A 13682-nucleotide genomic window follows, 5' to 3' on the forward strand; every position below is an offset into this window, starting at 1 on the left:
CTAAACCCGCTCCTAGCGCTTCTTGTTCGTCTTGCGGCGGCGGACGATGTACTTGTTCGAAGCCTTCTTCGGCGAACGAGTACGACCCTCCTTCTGACCCCAGGGGCTGACCGGGTGGCGACCACCGGAGGTCTTGCCCTCACCACCACCGTGGGGGTGGTCAACCGGGTTCATCGCCACACCGCGAACGGTCGGGCGGACGCCCAGCCAGCGCTTACGGCCGGCCTTGCCCCAGTTGATGTTGCTCTGCTCGGCGTTGCCGACCTCGCCGACCGTGGCGCGGCAGCGCTGGTCGACCAGACGGATCTCACCGGACGGCATACGAAGGTGGGCCATCGTGCCCTCCTTCGCGAGCAGCTGCACCGAGGCACCGGCGGAGCGGGCGAACTTGGCGCCGCCACCGGGACGGATCTCGATCGCGTGGATCGTGGTACCGACCGGGATGTTGCGGAGCGCCAGGTTGTTGCCCGGCTTGATGTCGGCCCCGGGACCGTTCTCGACGCGGTCGCCCTGCGACAGGTTGCGCGGGGCGAGGATGTAGCGCTTCTCGCCGTCGGCATAGTGCAGCAGCGCGATGCGCGCGGTGCGGTTGGGGTCGTACTCGATGTGCGCGACCTTCGCCGGCACGCCGTCCTTGTCGTGACGACGGAAGTCGATCACTCGGTAGGCGCGCTTGTGTCCGCCACCCTGGTGGCGAACGGTCACACGACCGGCGTTGTTACGGCCGCCCTTGCTGTGCAGCGGGCGGACCAGCGACTTCTCCGGCGTGGACCGCGTGACCTCGACGAAGTCGGCGACGCTGGAGCCACGGCGGCCCGGCGTAGTCGGCTTGTACTTGCGGATTCCCATTATTCAGTCCTCGTCCGATATCGGACGATCCGGACCGCCCTCAGGCGGTCGGACCGCCGAAGATGTCGATACGGTCGCCCTCGGCAAGGGTCACGATCGCGCGCTTCGTGCCGGCACGCTGACCGAAACCGGTCTTCGTGCGCTTGCGCTTGCCGATGCGGTTGATCGTGTTGACCCCGGTGACCTTGACCGAGAAGACCGCCTGGACGGCCTGCTTGATCTGGGTCTTGTTGGCGTTCGGGGCGACGATGAACGTGTACTTGTTCTCGTCGAGGAGCGCGTAGCTCTTCTCCGACACGACCGGCTTCAGCAGCACGTCACGGAGGTCCGTGAACGCCTTGCTGGGCGCGGTGACGACGGTGTTCTTGCCTTCGGTGGCGTGGCGCTTCGCCTTGGCGACGCGCGCGGCCTTGGCGACCTTGGCCGCCTTGGAGGCGATGCTCGGGTGACGCGTAGCCATCAGGCGTCACTCCCTTCGGTGTCGTTGGCCTGCGGGCCGGCGACGAAGGACTCGAGAGCGGCCTGGGTGAAGACCACGTCGTCCGAGACGATCACGTCGTACGTGTTCAGCTGGCCCGGCTCCAGGATGTGCACCTGGGGCAGGTTGCGGGCGGACAGCCACGCGGCCTCGTCGGCGCGGTCGACGACCAGGAGCAGGTTCTTGCGCTCCGAGATCTTGCCGAACAGCGTGCGAGCGGCCTTCGTGGAGGGAGCCTCGCCCTCGATCACGCCGGTGACGACGTGAATGCGGTTGTGGCGGGCCCGGTCGGTGAGGGCGTGACGCAGAGCGGCAGCCTTCATCTTCTTCGGGGTCCGCTGCGAGTAGTCACGCGGCTGCGGGCCGTGGACGACGCCACCGCCGGCGAACTGCGGCGCGCGGGTCGAGCCCTGGCGCGCGCGGCCGGTGCCCTTCTGACGGTAAGGCTTCTTACCGCCACCGCGGACTTCACCGCGGCGCTTGGTCTTGTGCGTGCCCTGGCGGGCAGCCGCGTTCTGCGCGACGACGACCTGGTGGATCAGCGGGATGCTGATCTTCTCCACGCCGAAGATCTCCGCGGGGAGCTCGACGCTTCCGGTCTTCTCGCCTGCAGGCGAAAGGATGTCAACAGTGCTCATCGGTACCTCAGGCCCCCTTGGCCGCAGTGCGGACCAGGACGAGGCCGCCGTTCGGACCGGGGACAGCGCCCTTGATGAGCAGCAGACCCTTCTCCGCGTCAACGGCGTGGACGGTCAGGTTCTGGGTGGTGACACGCTCGTTGCCCATGCGACCCGCCATGCGGAGGCCCTTGAACACGCGGCCCGGGGTGGCGCAGCCACCGATGGAACCGGGCGAGCGGTGCTTGCGCTGGGTGCCGTGTCCGGCGCCGAGGCCCTTGAAGTTGTGACGCTTCATGACACCGGCGAAGCCCTTGCCCTTGCTCTTGCCGGTCACGTCGACCTTCACGCCGGCCTCGAACACCTCAGCGGTGATCTCCTGGCCCAGCGTGTACTCGGAGGCGTCCGCGGTGCGGATCTCGACGAGGTGGCGACGGGGGGTGACGTCGGCCTTGGCGAAGTGACCCTTGAGGGGCTTGTTCACCTTGCGCGGGTCGATCTCGCCGAAGGCGATCTGGACGGACTCGTAGCCGTCACTGTCGTTCGTACGGACCTGGGTCACGACGTTGGGGCTGGCCTTGACGACGGTGACCGGAACAACACGGTTGTTCTCGTCCCACACCTGCGTCATGCCGAGCTTCTCGCCCAGGATGCCCTTGATCTGCTTAGCCATTCTTCAGATCACCGGCCCCTAAAGCTTGATCTCGATGTCGACACCGGCCGGGAGGTCGAGTCGCATCAGAGAGTCAACGGTCTTGGGAGTCGGGTCGAGAATGTCGATCAGGCGCTTGTGCGTGCGCATCTCGAAGTGCTCGCGCGAGTCCTTGTACTTGTGCGGCGACTTGATGACGCAGTACACGTTCTTCTCGGTGGGGAGCGGCACCGGGCCCGCGACCGACGCACCAGTGCGGGTCACCGTCTCGACGATCTTCTTCGCCGAGGAGTCGATGACCTCGTGGTCGTAGGCCTTGAGCCGGATGCGGATCTTCTGTCCCGCCATGGCTACTCAGTAGTCCTGTCTCTTCTAACGCTCTGGAACCAGATGGTCCGTCTACTTCGTTTCTCCGACCCACGCGGTCGGGTGTGTCGCGCTCTCACCGACACAGATGCCCCTTGTTCGAACATCCCTGCTGGGAAAGCACGGCCCTTCCGGAACCGCAAGCCGGGGACGAAAGGTCCACCGGGTGCCTGGTCGGCGCTCTATTGACACTTCCCGAAAGATTCCCGTACGTCCGCCCCAGCGCTGCCAACAGGCAGTTAGGGCGACGAGTACTGTGGGACTCGCTTTCGGTCCTCCCGGCGGGAGGCGCGCAACATCAACACTCGACCGAGCAACTCCGACAGTCTGCCATATGGGGCACTGCCCTGGCCAATCGAGCCGGAGACAATACCCCGGACGTGACGTAGGTCAAACGCCGAGCCGGTCGAGTACGGGCCTTTTCACGCCCGGACGTGAGGTCGGCCACCGTGAACCCGTTCGAGGGCTGCGGGTGACAACGGGTGCATCCGACCGACGGCAGACACGGGGACCGCGTCACCAGCGCCTGGCGGCCGACCCGGGCCCGGCGCGATCCCAACGAGGTGGTCGAGGTGCTCTCCGGAACCTCCGCCGTCCCGGCCGACAAGGCCCGGACGATCCACCGGACCAACACGGGCCCGGAAGGGGCCACCGAGCCGGTCAGGGCGGCCCGCGGCGCGGGACGTGAGGTCCTGGCGACCCGGCGTCTACGGCGACTTCCGTGACCGCGCCTGGGAGCGCACGGCATGCGGGTGCTCCCCGACCCGGAGGCCTTCGCCCACCGGGGTGTCCGCCGGGTGGCCGGAATGGACTACCGCGTGGGCGGCAAGGCCTCGGGCGGCCCGTTCGTCGCGAAGGGGACGCCGCTCGCCACGGCCACCCGTCTCGCCACCGTCGTCGTAAGGCCGGCGACCTGAGCCGAGCGCGCGACTGAGCCGCTGTGGCGACCACCGCACGCGAAAGGGCCCGTACGACCGGAGTCGTACGGGCCCTCTCAGGTGCTCAGCTCAGGCTGGAGCTACCAGATCGATCAGCAAGAACTACTTGGTGATCTTGGTGACCTGGCCGGCGCCCACCGTGCGACCACCCTCACGGATGGCGAACTTCAGGCCCTCTTCCATGGCGATGGGCTGGATGAGCTCCACCTTCATCTCGGTGTTGTCACCCGGCATCACCATCTCGGTGCCCTCGGGGAGGGTCACAACGCCCGTCACGTCCGTCGTACGGAAGTAGAACTGCGGACGGTAGTTGTTGAAGAACGGCGTGTGGCGGCCACCCTCGTCCTTGGACAGGATGTAGGCCTGGGCCTCGAAGTCGGTGTGCGGCGTGACCGAACCCGGCTTGATGATGACCTGGCCGCGCTCGACGTCCTCGCGCTTGATGCCGCGGAGCAGCAGACCGACGTTCTCACCGGCCTGGCCCTCGTCGAGCAGCTTGCGGAACATCTCGATACCGGTGACCGTGGTGGTGGTCTTCTCGGTCTTGATGCCGATGATGTCGACGGTCTCGTTGACCTTGAGGATGCCACGCTCGATACGGCCGGTGACGACCGTACCGCGACCGGTGATCGTGAAGACGTCCTCGATCGGCATGAGGAACGGCTTGTCGACGTCGCGCTCCGGCTCCGGGATCGACTCGTCGACGGCCTGCATGAGGTCGAGAACCGACTGACCCCACTCGGCGTCGCCCTCGAGCGCCTTGAGCGCCGAGACCTTGACGACCGGCAGGTCGTCGCCCGGGAACTCGTACTCGGAGAGGAGCTCACGGACCTCGAGCTCGACGAGCTCCAGGATCTCCTCGTCGTCCACCATGTCGGCCTTGTTCAGGGCGACGACGATGTACGGCACGCCGACCTGGCGGGCCAGGAGCACGTGCTCCTTGGTCTGCGGCATCGGGCCGTCGGTGGCGGCGACCACGAGGATCGCGCCGTCCATCTGCGCGGCACCGGTGATCATGTTCTTGATGTAGTCCGCGTGACCCGGGCAGTCGACGTGCGCGTAGTGACGCGTCTCCGTCTGGTACTCGACGTGCGCGATGGAGATGGTGATACCGCGCTGACGCTCTTCGGGAGCCTTGTCGATCTGGTCGAAGGCCGAGGCCTCGTTCAGGTCCGGGTACTTGTCGTGCAGCACCTTGGTAATGGCGGCCGTGAGGGTCGTCTTACCGTGGTCGATGTGACCGATGGTGCCGATGTTGACGTGCGGCTTAGTCCGCTCGAACTTCGCCTTCGCCACGGGGGTCCTCCTGGGAGTGGTTCTGGAACGCCTTGCTTCATCGGCGCCAGGTGATCTTTGCTGGAAAGCCCGGGTCCAGGGGGCAAACATCCGGGGATGCGGCTGTTTGCCCCTTGAGGCTCCGGAGTCAAGCCTACGGCGTGTAAACCGAGTGTGTTACTCGCCCTTGGCCTTCGCGATGATCTCCTCGGCGACGTTCCGGGGAACCTCGGCGTAGGAGTCGAACTGCATCGAGTAGCTTGCGCGACCCGACGTCTTGCTGCGGAGGTCGCCGACGTAGCCGAACATCTCCGACAGGGGCACCAGGCCCTTGACGACGCGGGCACCGGCCCGCTCCTCCATGGCCTGGATCTGACCACGGCGGGAGTTGATGTCGCCGATGACCTCGCCCATGTAGTCCTCGGGCGTGGTGACCTCGACGGCCATCATCGGCTCGAGCAGCACGGGGCTGGCCTTGCGCGCGGCCTCCTTGAAGGCCTGCGAACCGGCGATCTTGAACGCGAGCTCGGAGGAGTCCACCTCGTGGTAGCCACCGTCGAGCAGGATCACGCGCACACCGGTCATCTCGTAACCGGCGAGGATGCCGAACTGCATGGCCTCCTGCGCACCGGCGTCGACCGAAGGGATGTACTCCTTCGGGATACGACCACCGGTCACCTTGTTCACGAACTCGTACGAGGCGTCGCCGCCCTCGATCGGCTCGATCGCGATCTGCACCTTCGCGAACTGGCCGGTACCGCCAGTCTGCTTCTTGTGCGTGTAGTCGACCCGGTCGACCGCCTTGCGGATGGTCTCGCGGTAGGCGACCTGCGGCTTGCCGACGTTGGCCTCGACCTTGAACTCACGGCGCATGCGGTCGACCAGCACCTCGAGGTGCAGCTCGCCCATGCCACCGATGATGGTCTGGCCGGTCTCCTCGTCCGAGTGGACCTGGAACGACGGGTCCTCCTCGGCCAGGCGCTGGATCGCGATGCCCAGCTTCTCCTGGTCGCCCTTCGACTTGGGCTCGATGGCGACCTGGATGACCGGAGCCGGGAAGTCCATGGACTCCAGGATCACGGGCTGCTTGTCGTCGCACAGCGTCTCGCCGGTCGTGGTCTGCTTCAGACCCATGACGGCGACGATGTCGCCGGCGCCGACCGACGCGATCTCCTCACGCTTGTTCGCGTGCATGCGGTAGATCTTGCCGATGCGCTCCTTCTTGCCCTTGACGGAGTTCAGCACGGCGGTGCCGGACTCCAGGCGGCCCGAGTAAACCCGGACGAAGGTGAGCTTGCCGAGGTGCGGGTCGCTCATGATCTTGAACGCCAGCGCCGACAGCGGCTCGTCGTCGGACGGCTTGCGCTTGACGATCTCCTCCGGGTCCTTGACGTCGTGGCCCTCGATGGCCTCGACGTCCAGGGGGGAGGGGAGGTAGCGCACGACCGCGTCGAGCAGGGGCTGGACGCCCTTGTTCTTGAACGCGGTGCCACAGAACACCGGGGTGACCGTGGTGTCGTTGGACTTGCCGGACGCGATGGTGATGCGACGGATCGCGGCGTACAGCTGCTCCACGGAAGGCTCCTGGCCCTCCAGGTACAGCTCCATGATCTCGTCGTCGTTCTCGGCGACGGTCTCGACGAGCTTGCCGCGGTACTCCTCGGCAGCCTCGGTGTGGGTGGCCGGGATGTCGACGACGTCGTACATCTCGCCCTTCTCCGCCTCGGCGGACCACACGAAGGCCTTCATCGTGACCAGGTCGACGACGCCCTTGAAGTCGGCCTCGGCACCGATCGGCAGCTGCATGACGATCGGCTGCGCGCCGAGGCGGCTGCTGATCATGTCGACACAGCGGTGGAACTCGGCACCGGTCCGGTCGAGCTTGTTGACGAAGCAGATACGCGGGACGCCGTAGCGGTCCGCCTGACGCCAAACGGTCTCGGACTGGGGCTCGACACCCGCGACGCCGTCGAACACCGTCACGGCACCGTCGAGCACGCGCAGCGAACGCTCCACCTCGACGGTGAAGTCGACGTGGCCCGGGGTGTCGATGATGTTGATGGTGTGGTCGACATCGGCAAGCGGCCAGTGACAGGTGGTGGCAGCAGAGGTGATCGTGATGCCACGCTCCTGCTCCTGCTCCATCCAGTCCATCGTGGCGGCGCCGTCGTGGACCTCACCGATCTTGTAGGAGACGCCGGTGTAGAACAGGATCCGCTCGGTGGTGGTCGTCTTGCCCGCGTCGATGTGGGCCATGATCCCGATGTTGCGGACCTTGGCCAGGTCAAGTGAAGTGGTAGCCATAAGGCTTTCGTCTTCTCTCGGTCTCGATGTGGGTAGCGACTACCAGCGGTAGTGCGCGAAGGCCTTGTTGGACTCGGCCATCTTGTGGGTGTCCTCGCGCTTCTTCACAGCGGCGCCGAGGCCGTTGGACGCGTCGAGAAGCTCGTTGAGGAGGCGCTCGGTCATGGTCTTCTCGCGACGGGCGCGGGAGTAACCGACGAGCCAGCGCAGCGCCAGGGTGCTCGCGCGACCCGGCTTGACCTCGATCGGGACCTGGTAGGTCGCGCCACCGACACGGCGGGACTTGACCTCGATGGTCGGCTTGATGTTCTCGAGAGCGCGCTTCAGCGTGATGACCGGGTCGTTGCCGGTCTTCTCGCGCAGGCCCTCCATGGCGCCGTAGACGATGCGCTCGGCGGTGGAGCGCTTGCCGTTCAGCAGCACCTTGTTGATGAGCGACGTGACAAGAGGAGAACCGTAGACCGGGTCGATGATGACCGGGCGCTTCGGGGCAGGGCCCTTACGAGGCATTGTTTACTTCTCCTTCTTGGCGCCGTAGCGGCTGCGGGCCTGCTTGCGGTTCTTGACACCCTGGGTGTCAAGCGAACCGCGGATGATCTTGTAGCGAACACCGGGCAGGTCCTTCACACGGCCACCACGCACGAGCACGATGGAGTGCTCCTGCAGGTTGTGTCCCTCACCCGGAATGTAAGCAGTGACCTCGATACCGCTGGTCAGACGCACACGCGCGACCTTACGCAGGGCCGAGTTCGGCTTCTTCGGGGTGGTCGTGAACACACGCGTGCAGACGCCGCGACGCTGGGGCGAACCCTCGAGTGCGGGCGTCTTGTTCTTCTCGACCTTGTCCTGCCGGCCCTTCCGGACCAGCTGCTGGATCGTAGGCACTACTTCTCCGGTTTCTGTGTGCCGAATGGTGAAGCTAACCTGGAACTTCGCCGACCCACGCGGTCGGGTGTGTCGGATCCGGCGGACTTCCGCCGCGAGGCAGGAAGAGGCGCAGATCACGGTGGCCGCTAGCTAGGCCCCGTGTGCGGTTGAAGACACGCACGAGGGCCAGGGCACACCCCAGGCACAAGGTCTGAGCGTACCTAGCGCATTCACTCCGGTCAAAACAGAAAGCCCGCCCCCGACACGCCGGACGTTTACGAGCGCCGCCCCAGCCCCTGTGATACCGGCGCCGATACCGGCGCAGCAGGGTCCGCGGAAGCTCCCGGGGGCGACGCCGGAGACGGCACGGTCGGGTCGCCGCCGGCCGGGAACGGCCCCTTCGCGGCGTCCGCTCCCGTGTCCTGGCCGATGAAGTACGTCGGACGGTTCTGCACGGCCGTGTAGATGCGGCCGACGTACTCGCCCAGCAGGCCCACGCAGACCAGCTGGACCGCGCCGATGAACAGCACGCCGATGAAGAGGGACGTCCAGCCGGGGACGGTGTGCTGGAAGGCGTGGGCGCTCAGGGTGTAGATCATCAGGGCCAGGCAGACCAGGAACGCGAAGCCGCCCAGCCAGGTGGCGATGCGCAGGGGCGCCGCCGAGAAGCCCGTGACGCTGTCGACGGCCAGCCGGATCATCCGGCCGAGGGGATATTTGCTCTGGCCCGCCGGCCGCGGGGCCCGTTCGTAGCGGACCTCGCCGCTGGGGAAGCCCAGCCAGGGCACCAGGAGGCGGTAGACCCGCTGCTGGTCCGGCAGGGCCTTCAGGGCGTCCACCGCGGCCCGGCTCAGCAGCCGGAAGTCACCGGCCTGGGCCGGCACCGACGGTCCGGCGAGCCTGCGGACGAGCCGGTAGTACAGGCCCGCCGTCCACCGCTTGAAGCCGGTGTCGCTCGCCCGGTCGGCGCGGATGCCGTAGACGATGTCGAGGCCCTCGGTACGGGCCAGCGCGAGCATCTCGGGAATCTTCTCGGGCGGGTCCTGGAGGTCGGCGTCGATACTGACGACGTACGCGCCGTGCGCCCGGTCCAGGCCCGCGGTGAGAGCGGCCTGGTGGCCGGAGTTGCGGCGCAGGCCGATGACCCGCAGTTCCGGCCAGCCGAGCCGGAAGGCGGCCAGCAGCTCGGCCGTGCGGTCGGTGCTGCCGTCGTCGACCGCGACGACCTCGTAGCCGACGCCGAGATCCGCCAGGACCGGACGCAACCGGCTGACCAGCGCGGGAAGAACCTCTTCCTCGTTGTACATGGGTATGACGACCGACAAGACGGTCGCCGTGGCCGTGGTGTTCGGCGCTTCGGTCACCCGTCCTCCCCCAACCTGTGGCGCACATGTGCGACTCTGTTGCGATCTTATGACCACACTCTTATGACCACACTTCACGATCATCCGGACAACCGTGCCGCCCCTGGTGTCCGGCGATCGGCCGAGGGGGGACCCCAGCGATGAGCACGGCTTCCAGCGACACGGCGACGGACCCCGCCGTGCCCGGCGGGCCGCAGGAGCGCTCGCGGAGACTGCGCCGCCTCACCCTGCCGGACGGTGTACGACCGTACCTCGCTCCGCTGCTCCTCTACGGCGTCACGAAGCTCGTGGGCCTGACCGTGTTCGCCTGGCTCCTGGAGTCGGCCGACGAATACCAGAAGAAGAACCCGCGTTTCGGCGGCGGCGCCCACTGGTGGGACGTCCTGGCCACCTGGGACGGCTGGTGGTACCTCCAGGTCGCCGAGAAGGGGTACGACCCGCGCCCGCTGGAGCGGCTCGCCCCGGGCGGGCTGTTCACCGTCAAGCAGAACTCGGTCGCCTTCTTCCCGCTCTACCCGGGCCTGATCCGGGGCGTCTCCGAGATCACCGGGCTGGGGCTGTACGGCTCCGGGATCCTCGTCTCGGTGCTCGCCTCCTTCGTCGCGGCCGCCGGCATCTACGCCGTGGTCTCGACGCTCGCCGGAGTGCGGGCGGGCACGATCGCGGCCGGGCTGTGGGCGGTGGCACCCGGCGCGGGCGTGGAGTGGGCGGTCTACTCGGAGTCGCTCTTCGTCGCCATCGCCGCCTGGTGCTGCTACTGCGTGATGAAGCGGCGGTGGGTCGCGGCGGGGCTGCTCGCCTTCGTGGCCGGGCTCAACCGGCCGACCTCCGCCGCGCTCATCGGCGCGGTCGGGCTGGCCGCGATCGTCGCCCTGGCACGGCGGGAGAGCAGGCGCGAGCACGGGATCTCGGGACCCCTGTACGCCATGTTCGCCGCGCCGCTCGGCCTGCTCACCTACATCACCTGGGTCGGCCTCAGCATGGGCGACCTCACCGCGTACTTCACGCTCCAGCGCGAGGGCTGGGCGCACTACTTCGACTTCGGCTCCTACACCCTCGACGTGCTGGGCAACACGGCGATCGGTCGCAGCAACTACCTGTTCGCGTTCTCGGTCCCCGACCTCCTCGGCGTCCAACTGGTGCTGGCGCTGCCCTTCCTGATCGCGCTGATGCTCCGCAGGAAGCCGCCGCTGGTGCTGGTCGCGTACACCCTGGCGAGCGTGATCACCGTGCTGGGCACCCAGCAGATGTTCGGCAACACGGGGCGCTACCTGCTGCCGGTCTTCCCGCTGCTGCTGGCCCCCGCGGCGGCACTGAGCCGGCTGAAGTGGCCGAGCCTGGCGGTGTTCTTCGGGACGGCGGCCCTCGCATCGGGGTGGTACGCGCACTACGTGATCTTCGAGTTGGGCATTCCGTAGACCCGGTGCGGTGATCCGGTGGGGTGCGGTGATCCGGTGCGGTGCGGTGTGGTGATCCGGTGCGATGCGATGCGGTGCGGTGATCCGGTGCGGCGAAGGGGCCGGAGGTCACCGGGCCCGGCGGGTGGCGCGTTCGGCGGCGAACACGTCCTCCAGCCGGAAGAGCTGGGCCCGCCCCGCCTTGCCGGCCGGTTCGAGATGCCCCAGCTGGACCCACTTGCGAATGGTGGCGGGGGCCACACCGGCCTCCTGGGCCGCGAGAGGACCGGGAATCAGGGTCGGTCGCTCGGAGTCGCGTCGGTCGGGGGTGCGTCGATCCGCGGCGCGTCGGTCGGGGTTACGTCGGTCGGCGGTGCTCATGCGCGCTCCCACTCGCCCTCGTCCCAGGTGTGCCGGTAGGCCGGGTCGTCGCGGCAGCCGCAGTCCGGTTCCGGGCATCGGCAGGCCGGATTGACGCAGAGGACGGCCGCGCGGTCGGGGAACGCGCGCAGGGAGACGGAGTCGCACCAGGGGCAGCGTCCGGCGACCCGGACGACGGTCTCGCTGTCGCCCAGCGCGCGGGCGCAGCGACGGGCCATCCGGCGGGTCTCGTCGCGCACATGCGCGGCCAGGACGGTGTCGGCGGCCACGCGGTCGAGCAGGGACGCGATCCGGCGCAGCCGCTCGGGCACGGAGGCGCGGCGCGGACGGGGCAGTCCGAGCCGGTCGCGTACCGCCTCCTCCAGTTCGAGCACGCCGTCGGTGATGTCACGGATGGCGTCGGAGACATGCAGGCGCAGCGGGGCCGCGCCGTGGCCGGGCGCCACGAGGCCGTGCCGCTGCCGGAGCAGCAGCTGCTCCTCGCGCTCATCGCGCAGACGGGCGCCGAGATCGGCGGGGGGCCTCGACGCGGCGGGGCGGTGGGCGGGGGTCGTGCGGCCGGGGACCAGTTCCGTGGAGAGCTCGGGGAACTGCTGGAGAAGGGTGCCGATCCAGAGAGCGGCCTGGGCGGTGGGGCGGTTCTGGCATCCGTCAGCCACGGGTGCCCCCCTGGGCCGGGAGGTGGGCCACGCCGACGGCCGGGATGGGGGCCGGGACCGAGGTCGGGGCCAGGGTCGAGGCCTGGGCCGGGATCGGGGCCGAGGCCGGGGCCGGGATCGGGGCCGAGGCCGGGGCCGAGGCCAGGGCCGGGGCCAGGGCCGGGGCCAGGGCCGGGGCCAGGGCCGGGGCCGGCGGCGGGAGGAGATGCGCGGGCACGGGGACCGGGCGGCCGGAGCGCCAGAGACGGCCGCCGCAGACGCCGTCGAACCAGTTGTCGGCCGGTGCAACCGCCTCCTCGCAGGCCCGCCGCACGCCGCAGCCGGCGCAGGCCCGGAGCGCGGGAGCGGCGACCTTGGCCTTCTTGGAGAAGACGACCCGCGGGGAGAGCCCGGTACAGGCGGCCGCGGACTGCCAACCGGGGGCTGACGGGCAGGAACTCGTTTCGGGCGTGGGCATGGGACCCCCCTGGGTTCGTGAACGAGCCGTACTGGGTGAACGCCCCAAGACTTACAGATTGCGTGCGCGCCCGCAACGAAGTTCAGACGGACGAGGCTCGCCACATCCCCCGAATCTCCACGAACCGCACGAACTTTCCTCAGTGCTTGCTCGAGAGCACGTAATTCCGCGCGCGCAAGCAAGCTAAACTCTTGCCCACCCCCGAAGGAAGAGAGAAAGACATGACCAACCAGGGCTTGGACGCATTCGCCGCGTGGGTCGAAGACCTCATGCGCGAACGCGGCTACGACATCGACAGTCCACGCGGCGGTGGCAAGTCGAGAATCGCGGACGAGGCCGGCGTGCACCGCGCCGCGGTCACCCGTCTGCTCCAGCGGCAGAGCATGCCGGACCTGGAGACCACCCGCAGGCTCGCCCGCGTGCTCGGGGTGCCGGTCCGCGACATGCTCATCCGCTCCGGCCGGCTGACCGCGGAGGAACTGGCCGACCCGCACGACTACCTCGCCTCACCCCCGCCCAGCGCGGATTTCGGCCGCCGACCCACGCTGGAGGAGGTCGCCGACCTGCTGGGCGTGCCCGCCGACCGGCGCGAGATGTTCGTCAGGGTGGTGGAGCAGTTCCTGCCGAGCGAGGCCGAGGCCGAGGCCGAGGTGACGCAGGTGCGTGAGGACCGGCGGTTCCTGGTGGAGTCGGCCGCGGCCGCAGCCGCACCCACCGCCGGCTGACCGAGCCGAACCACCGGTCGCGATGCCGTACCGGTTGCGCGGCGCACCGGCTGCACGGCGCATCGGTTGCCATGCCGTACCGGTTGCGCGATGCCGTACCGGATCCGATCGAGGGGCACCCGTGGGCCGACGGGGGCTCCGGTCGACTGGCGTTACGGCTCGCCCGCATTTCGGCTTACGCCCGCACTCCCCCTCACGCCTGCGCTCCCCCTCACGCCTGCGCTCTCCTTCATGCCTGCGCTCCCCCTCATGCCTGCGTCCCTCCTTACGCCCGCACTCCCCTCTGGCTCCCCCTCCCCTCCGGCCCCTCCATGCCTGCGTTCCCCCCTCTCCCCCTCCGGCCCCTCCATGCC

The 13682-nt window shown here is 68.4% G+C and carries 17 protein-coding genes; 4 read left to right on the forward strand and 13 right to left on the reverse strand.

Annotated elements, in window-relative coordinates; translation table 11 throughout:
* Window positions 1-12 precede the first annotated feature (12 nt).
* The 5 genes from rplB to rpsJ are packed head-to-tail and all read right to left on the reverse strand — an operon-like array spanning window position 13 to window position 2944.
* Window positions 13-849, reverse strand: coding sequence for a 50S ribosomal protein L2 (gene rplB / locus QQM72_RS34435; protein WP_020132633.1), 837 nt, complete (start codon window positions 847-849; stop codon window positions 13-15).
* A gap of 40 nt (window positions 850-889) precedes the next feature.
* Window positions 890-1309 carry a 50S ribosomal protein L23 gene (rplW, locus tag QQM72_RS34440; protein ID WP_020132634.1) on the reverse strand — a complete coding sequence of 140 codons (420 nt, stop codon included), beginning with the start codon at window positions 1307-1309 and terminating at the stop codon, window positions 890-892.
* Entirely contained in the window at window positions 1309-1965 is a 657-nt protein-coding gene (gene rplD / locus QQM72_RS34445; protein ID WP_020132635.1) for a 50S ribosomal protein L4, read from the reverse strand. Before rplD ends, rplW begins: the two co-directional genes overlap by 1 nt.
* 7 nt (window positions 1966-1972) lie before the next feature.
* Window positions 1973-2617: a 50S ribosomal protein L3 gene (gene rplC, locus QQM72_RS34450; protein WP_020132636.1), complete on the reverse strand. Its 645-nt coding sequence runs from the start codon at window positions 2615-2617 to the stop codon at window positions 1973-1975.
* Window positions 2618-2635: 18 nt separating this feature from the next.
* On the reverse strand, window positions 2636-2944 hold the full coding sequence (rpsJ, locus tag QQM72_RS34455; protein ID WP_003948644.1) for a 30S ribosomal protein S10: 309 nt from the start codon (window positions 2942-2944) through the stop codon (window positions 2636-2638).
* Between the two features lie 500 nt (window positions 2945-3444).
* On the opposite strand from rpsJ, the gene QQM72_RS34460 reads away from it, so the two are divergent.
* Window positions 3445-3687 (forward strand): hypothetical protein, encoded by a 243-nt coding sequence (locus QQM72_RS34460; RefSeq protein WP_314224739.1) that lies wholly within the window; start codon window positions 3445-3447, stop codon window positions 3685-3687.
* 21 nt (window positions 3688-3708) lie between these two features.
* Window positions 3709-3879, forward strand: a complete 171-nt coding sequence (locus tag QQM72_RS34465) for a hypothetical protein (protein ID WP_314224740.1) — start codon at window positions 3709-3711, stop codon at window positions 3877-3879.
* Between the two features lie 123 nt (window positions 3880-4002).
* Here the strand turns inward: QQM72_RS34465 and tuf are convergent, their stop codons facing one another.
* The 5 genes from tuf to QQM72_RS34490 all read right to left on the reverse strand — a co-directional run bounded on the left by tuf (window position 4003) and on the right by QQM72_RS34490 (window position 9710).
* On the reverse strand, window positions 4003-5196 hold the full coding sequence (tuf, locus tag QQM72_RS34470; protein ID WP_057602878.1) for an elongation factor Tu: 1194 nt from the start codon (window positions 5194-5196) through the stop codon (window positions 4003-4005).
* A gap of 156 nt (window positions 5197-5352) precedes the next feature.
* Entirely contained in the window at window positions 5353-7479 is a 2127-nt protein-coding gene (gene fusA, locus QQM72_RS34475) for an elongation factor G (RefSeq protein WP_020132640.1), read from the reverse strand.
* 39 nt (window positions 7480-7518) lie between these two features.
* Window positions 7519-7989, reverse strand: coding sequence for a 30S ribosomal protein S7 (gene rpsG / locus QQM72_RS34480; RefSeq protein ID WP_020132641.1), 471 nt, complete (start codon window positions 7987-7989; stop codon window positions 7519-7521).
* Between the two features lie 3 nt (window positions 7990-7992).
* Window positions 7993-8364, reverse strand: coding sequence for a 30S ribosomal protein S12 (rpsL, locus tag QQM72_RS34485; RefSeq protein WP_003948652.1), 372 nt, complete (start codon window positions 8362-8364; stop codon window positions 7993-7995).
* 257 nt (window positions 8365-8621) lie between these two features.
* Complete coding sequence (locus tag QQM72_RS34490) at window positions 8622-9710, reverse strand: glycosyltransferase (protein WP_399079712.1); 1089 nt, start codon at window positions 9708-9710, stop codon at window positions 8622-8624.
* A gap of 140 nt (window positions 9711-9850) precedes the next feature.
* Here QQM72_RS34490 and QQM72_RS34495 point away from each other — a divergent pair, with 140 nt between their 5' ends.
* The gene (locus QQM72_RS34495; RefSeq protein ID WP_314224741.1) at window positions 9851-11128 is read left to right on the forward strand and encodes a glycosyltransferase family 39 protein; all 1278 of its coding nucleotides are present in this window, start codon (window positions 9851-9853) and stop codon (window positions 11126-11128) included.
* 108 nt (window positions 11129-11236) lie between these two features.
* Here the strand turns inward: QQM72_RS34495 and QQM72_RS34500 are convergent, their stop codons facing one another.
* Genes QQM72_RS34500 through QQM72_RS34510 form a run of 3 tightly spaced genes read right to left on the reverse strand, consistent with a single transcriptional unit; the run spans window position 11237 to window position 12604 of the window.
* Window positions 11237-11488, reverse strand: a complete 252-nt coding sequence (locus QQM72_RS34500; protein WP_314224750.1) for a MerR family transcriptional regulator — start codon at window positions 11486-11488, stop codon at window positions 11237-11239.
* Window positions 11485-12147 (reverse strand): hypothetical protein, encoded by a 663-nt coding sequence (locus tag QQM72_RS34505; RefSeq protein ID WP_314224742.1) that lies wholly within the window; start codon window positions 12145-12147, stop codon window positions 11485-11487. The genes QQM72_RS34500 and QQM72_RS34505 overlap by 4 nt, the downstream gene beginning before the upstream one ends.
* Window positions 12140-12604, reverse strand: a complete 465-nt coding sequence (locus QQM72_RS34510; protein ID WP_314224743.1) for a WhiB family transcriptional regulator — start codon at window positions 12602-12604, stop codon at window positions 12140-12142. Before QQM72_RS34510 ends, QQM72_RS34505 begins: the two co-directional genes overlap by 8 nt.
* Window positions 12605-12825: 221 nt before the next feature.
* Here QQM72_RS34510 and QQM72_RS34515 point away from each other — a divergent pair, with 221 nt between their 5' ends.
* Window positions 12826-13329: a helix-turn-helix domain-containing protein gene (locus tag QQM72_RS34515; protein WP_314224744.1), complete on the forward strand. Its 504-nt coding sequence runs from the start codon at window positions 12826-12828 to the stop codon at window positions 13327-13329.
* Window positions 13330-13682: the final 353 nt, after the last annotated feature.

Origin of the sequence: Streptomyces zaehneri (assembly GCF_032248645.1) — a bacterium.
Taxonomy (GTDB): domain Bacteria; phylum Actinomycetota; class Actinomycetes; order Streptomycetales; family Streptomycetaceae; genus Streptomyces; species Streptomyces coriariae.

Coding starts and splice junctions, on each gene's coding strand:
- rplB (WP_020132633.1), bottom strand. CDS start 849: ATGGGAATCCGCAAGTACAAGCCGACTACGCCGGGCCGCCGTGGCTCC.
- rplW (WP_020132634.1), bottom strand. CDS start 1,309: ATGGCTACGCGTCACCCGAGCATCGCCTCCAAGGCGGCCAAGGTCGCC.
- rplD (WP_020132635.1), bottom strand. CDS start 1,965: ATGAGCACTGTTGACATCCTTTCGCCTGCAGGCGAGAAGACCGGAAGC.
- rplC (WP_020132636.1), bottom strand. CDS start 2,617: ATGGCTAAGCAGATCAAGGGCATCCTGGGCGAGAAGCTCGGCATGACG.
- rpsJ (WP_003948644.1), bottom strand. CDS start 2,944: ATGGCGGGACAGAAGATCCGCATCCGGCTCAAGGCCTACGACCACGAG.
- QQM72_RS34465 (WP_314224740.1), top strand. CDS start 3,709: ATGCGGGTGCTCCCCGACCCGGAGGCCTTCGCCCACCGGGGTGTCCGC.
- fusA (WP_020132640.1), bottom strand. CDS start 7,479: ATGGCTACCACTTCACTTGACCTGGCCAAGGTCCGCAACATCGGGATC.
- rpsG (WP_020132641.1), bottom strand. CDS start 7,989: ATGCCTCGTAAGGGCCCTGCCCCGAAGCGCCCGGTCATCATCGACCCG.
- QQM72_RS34495 (WP_314224741.1), top strand. CDS start 9,851: ATGAGCACGGCTTCCAGCGACACGGCGACGGACCCCGCCGTGCCCGGC.
- QQM72_RS34500 (WP_314224750.1), bottom strand. CDS start 11,488: ATGAGCACCGCCGACCGACGTAACCCCGACCGACGCGCCGCGGATCGA.
- QQM72_RS34510 (WP_314224743.1), bottom strand. CDS start 12,604: ATGCCCACGCCCGAAACGAGTTCCTGCCCGTCAGCCCCCGGTTGGCAG.
- QQM72_RS34515 (WP_314224744.1), top strand. CDS start 12,826: ATGACCAACCAGGGCTTGGACGCATTCGCCGCGTGGGTCGAAGACCTC.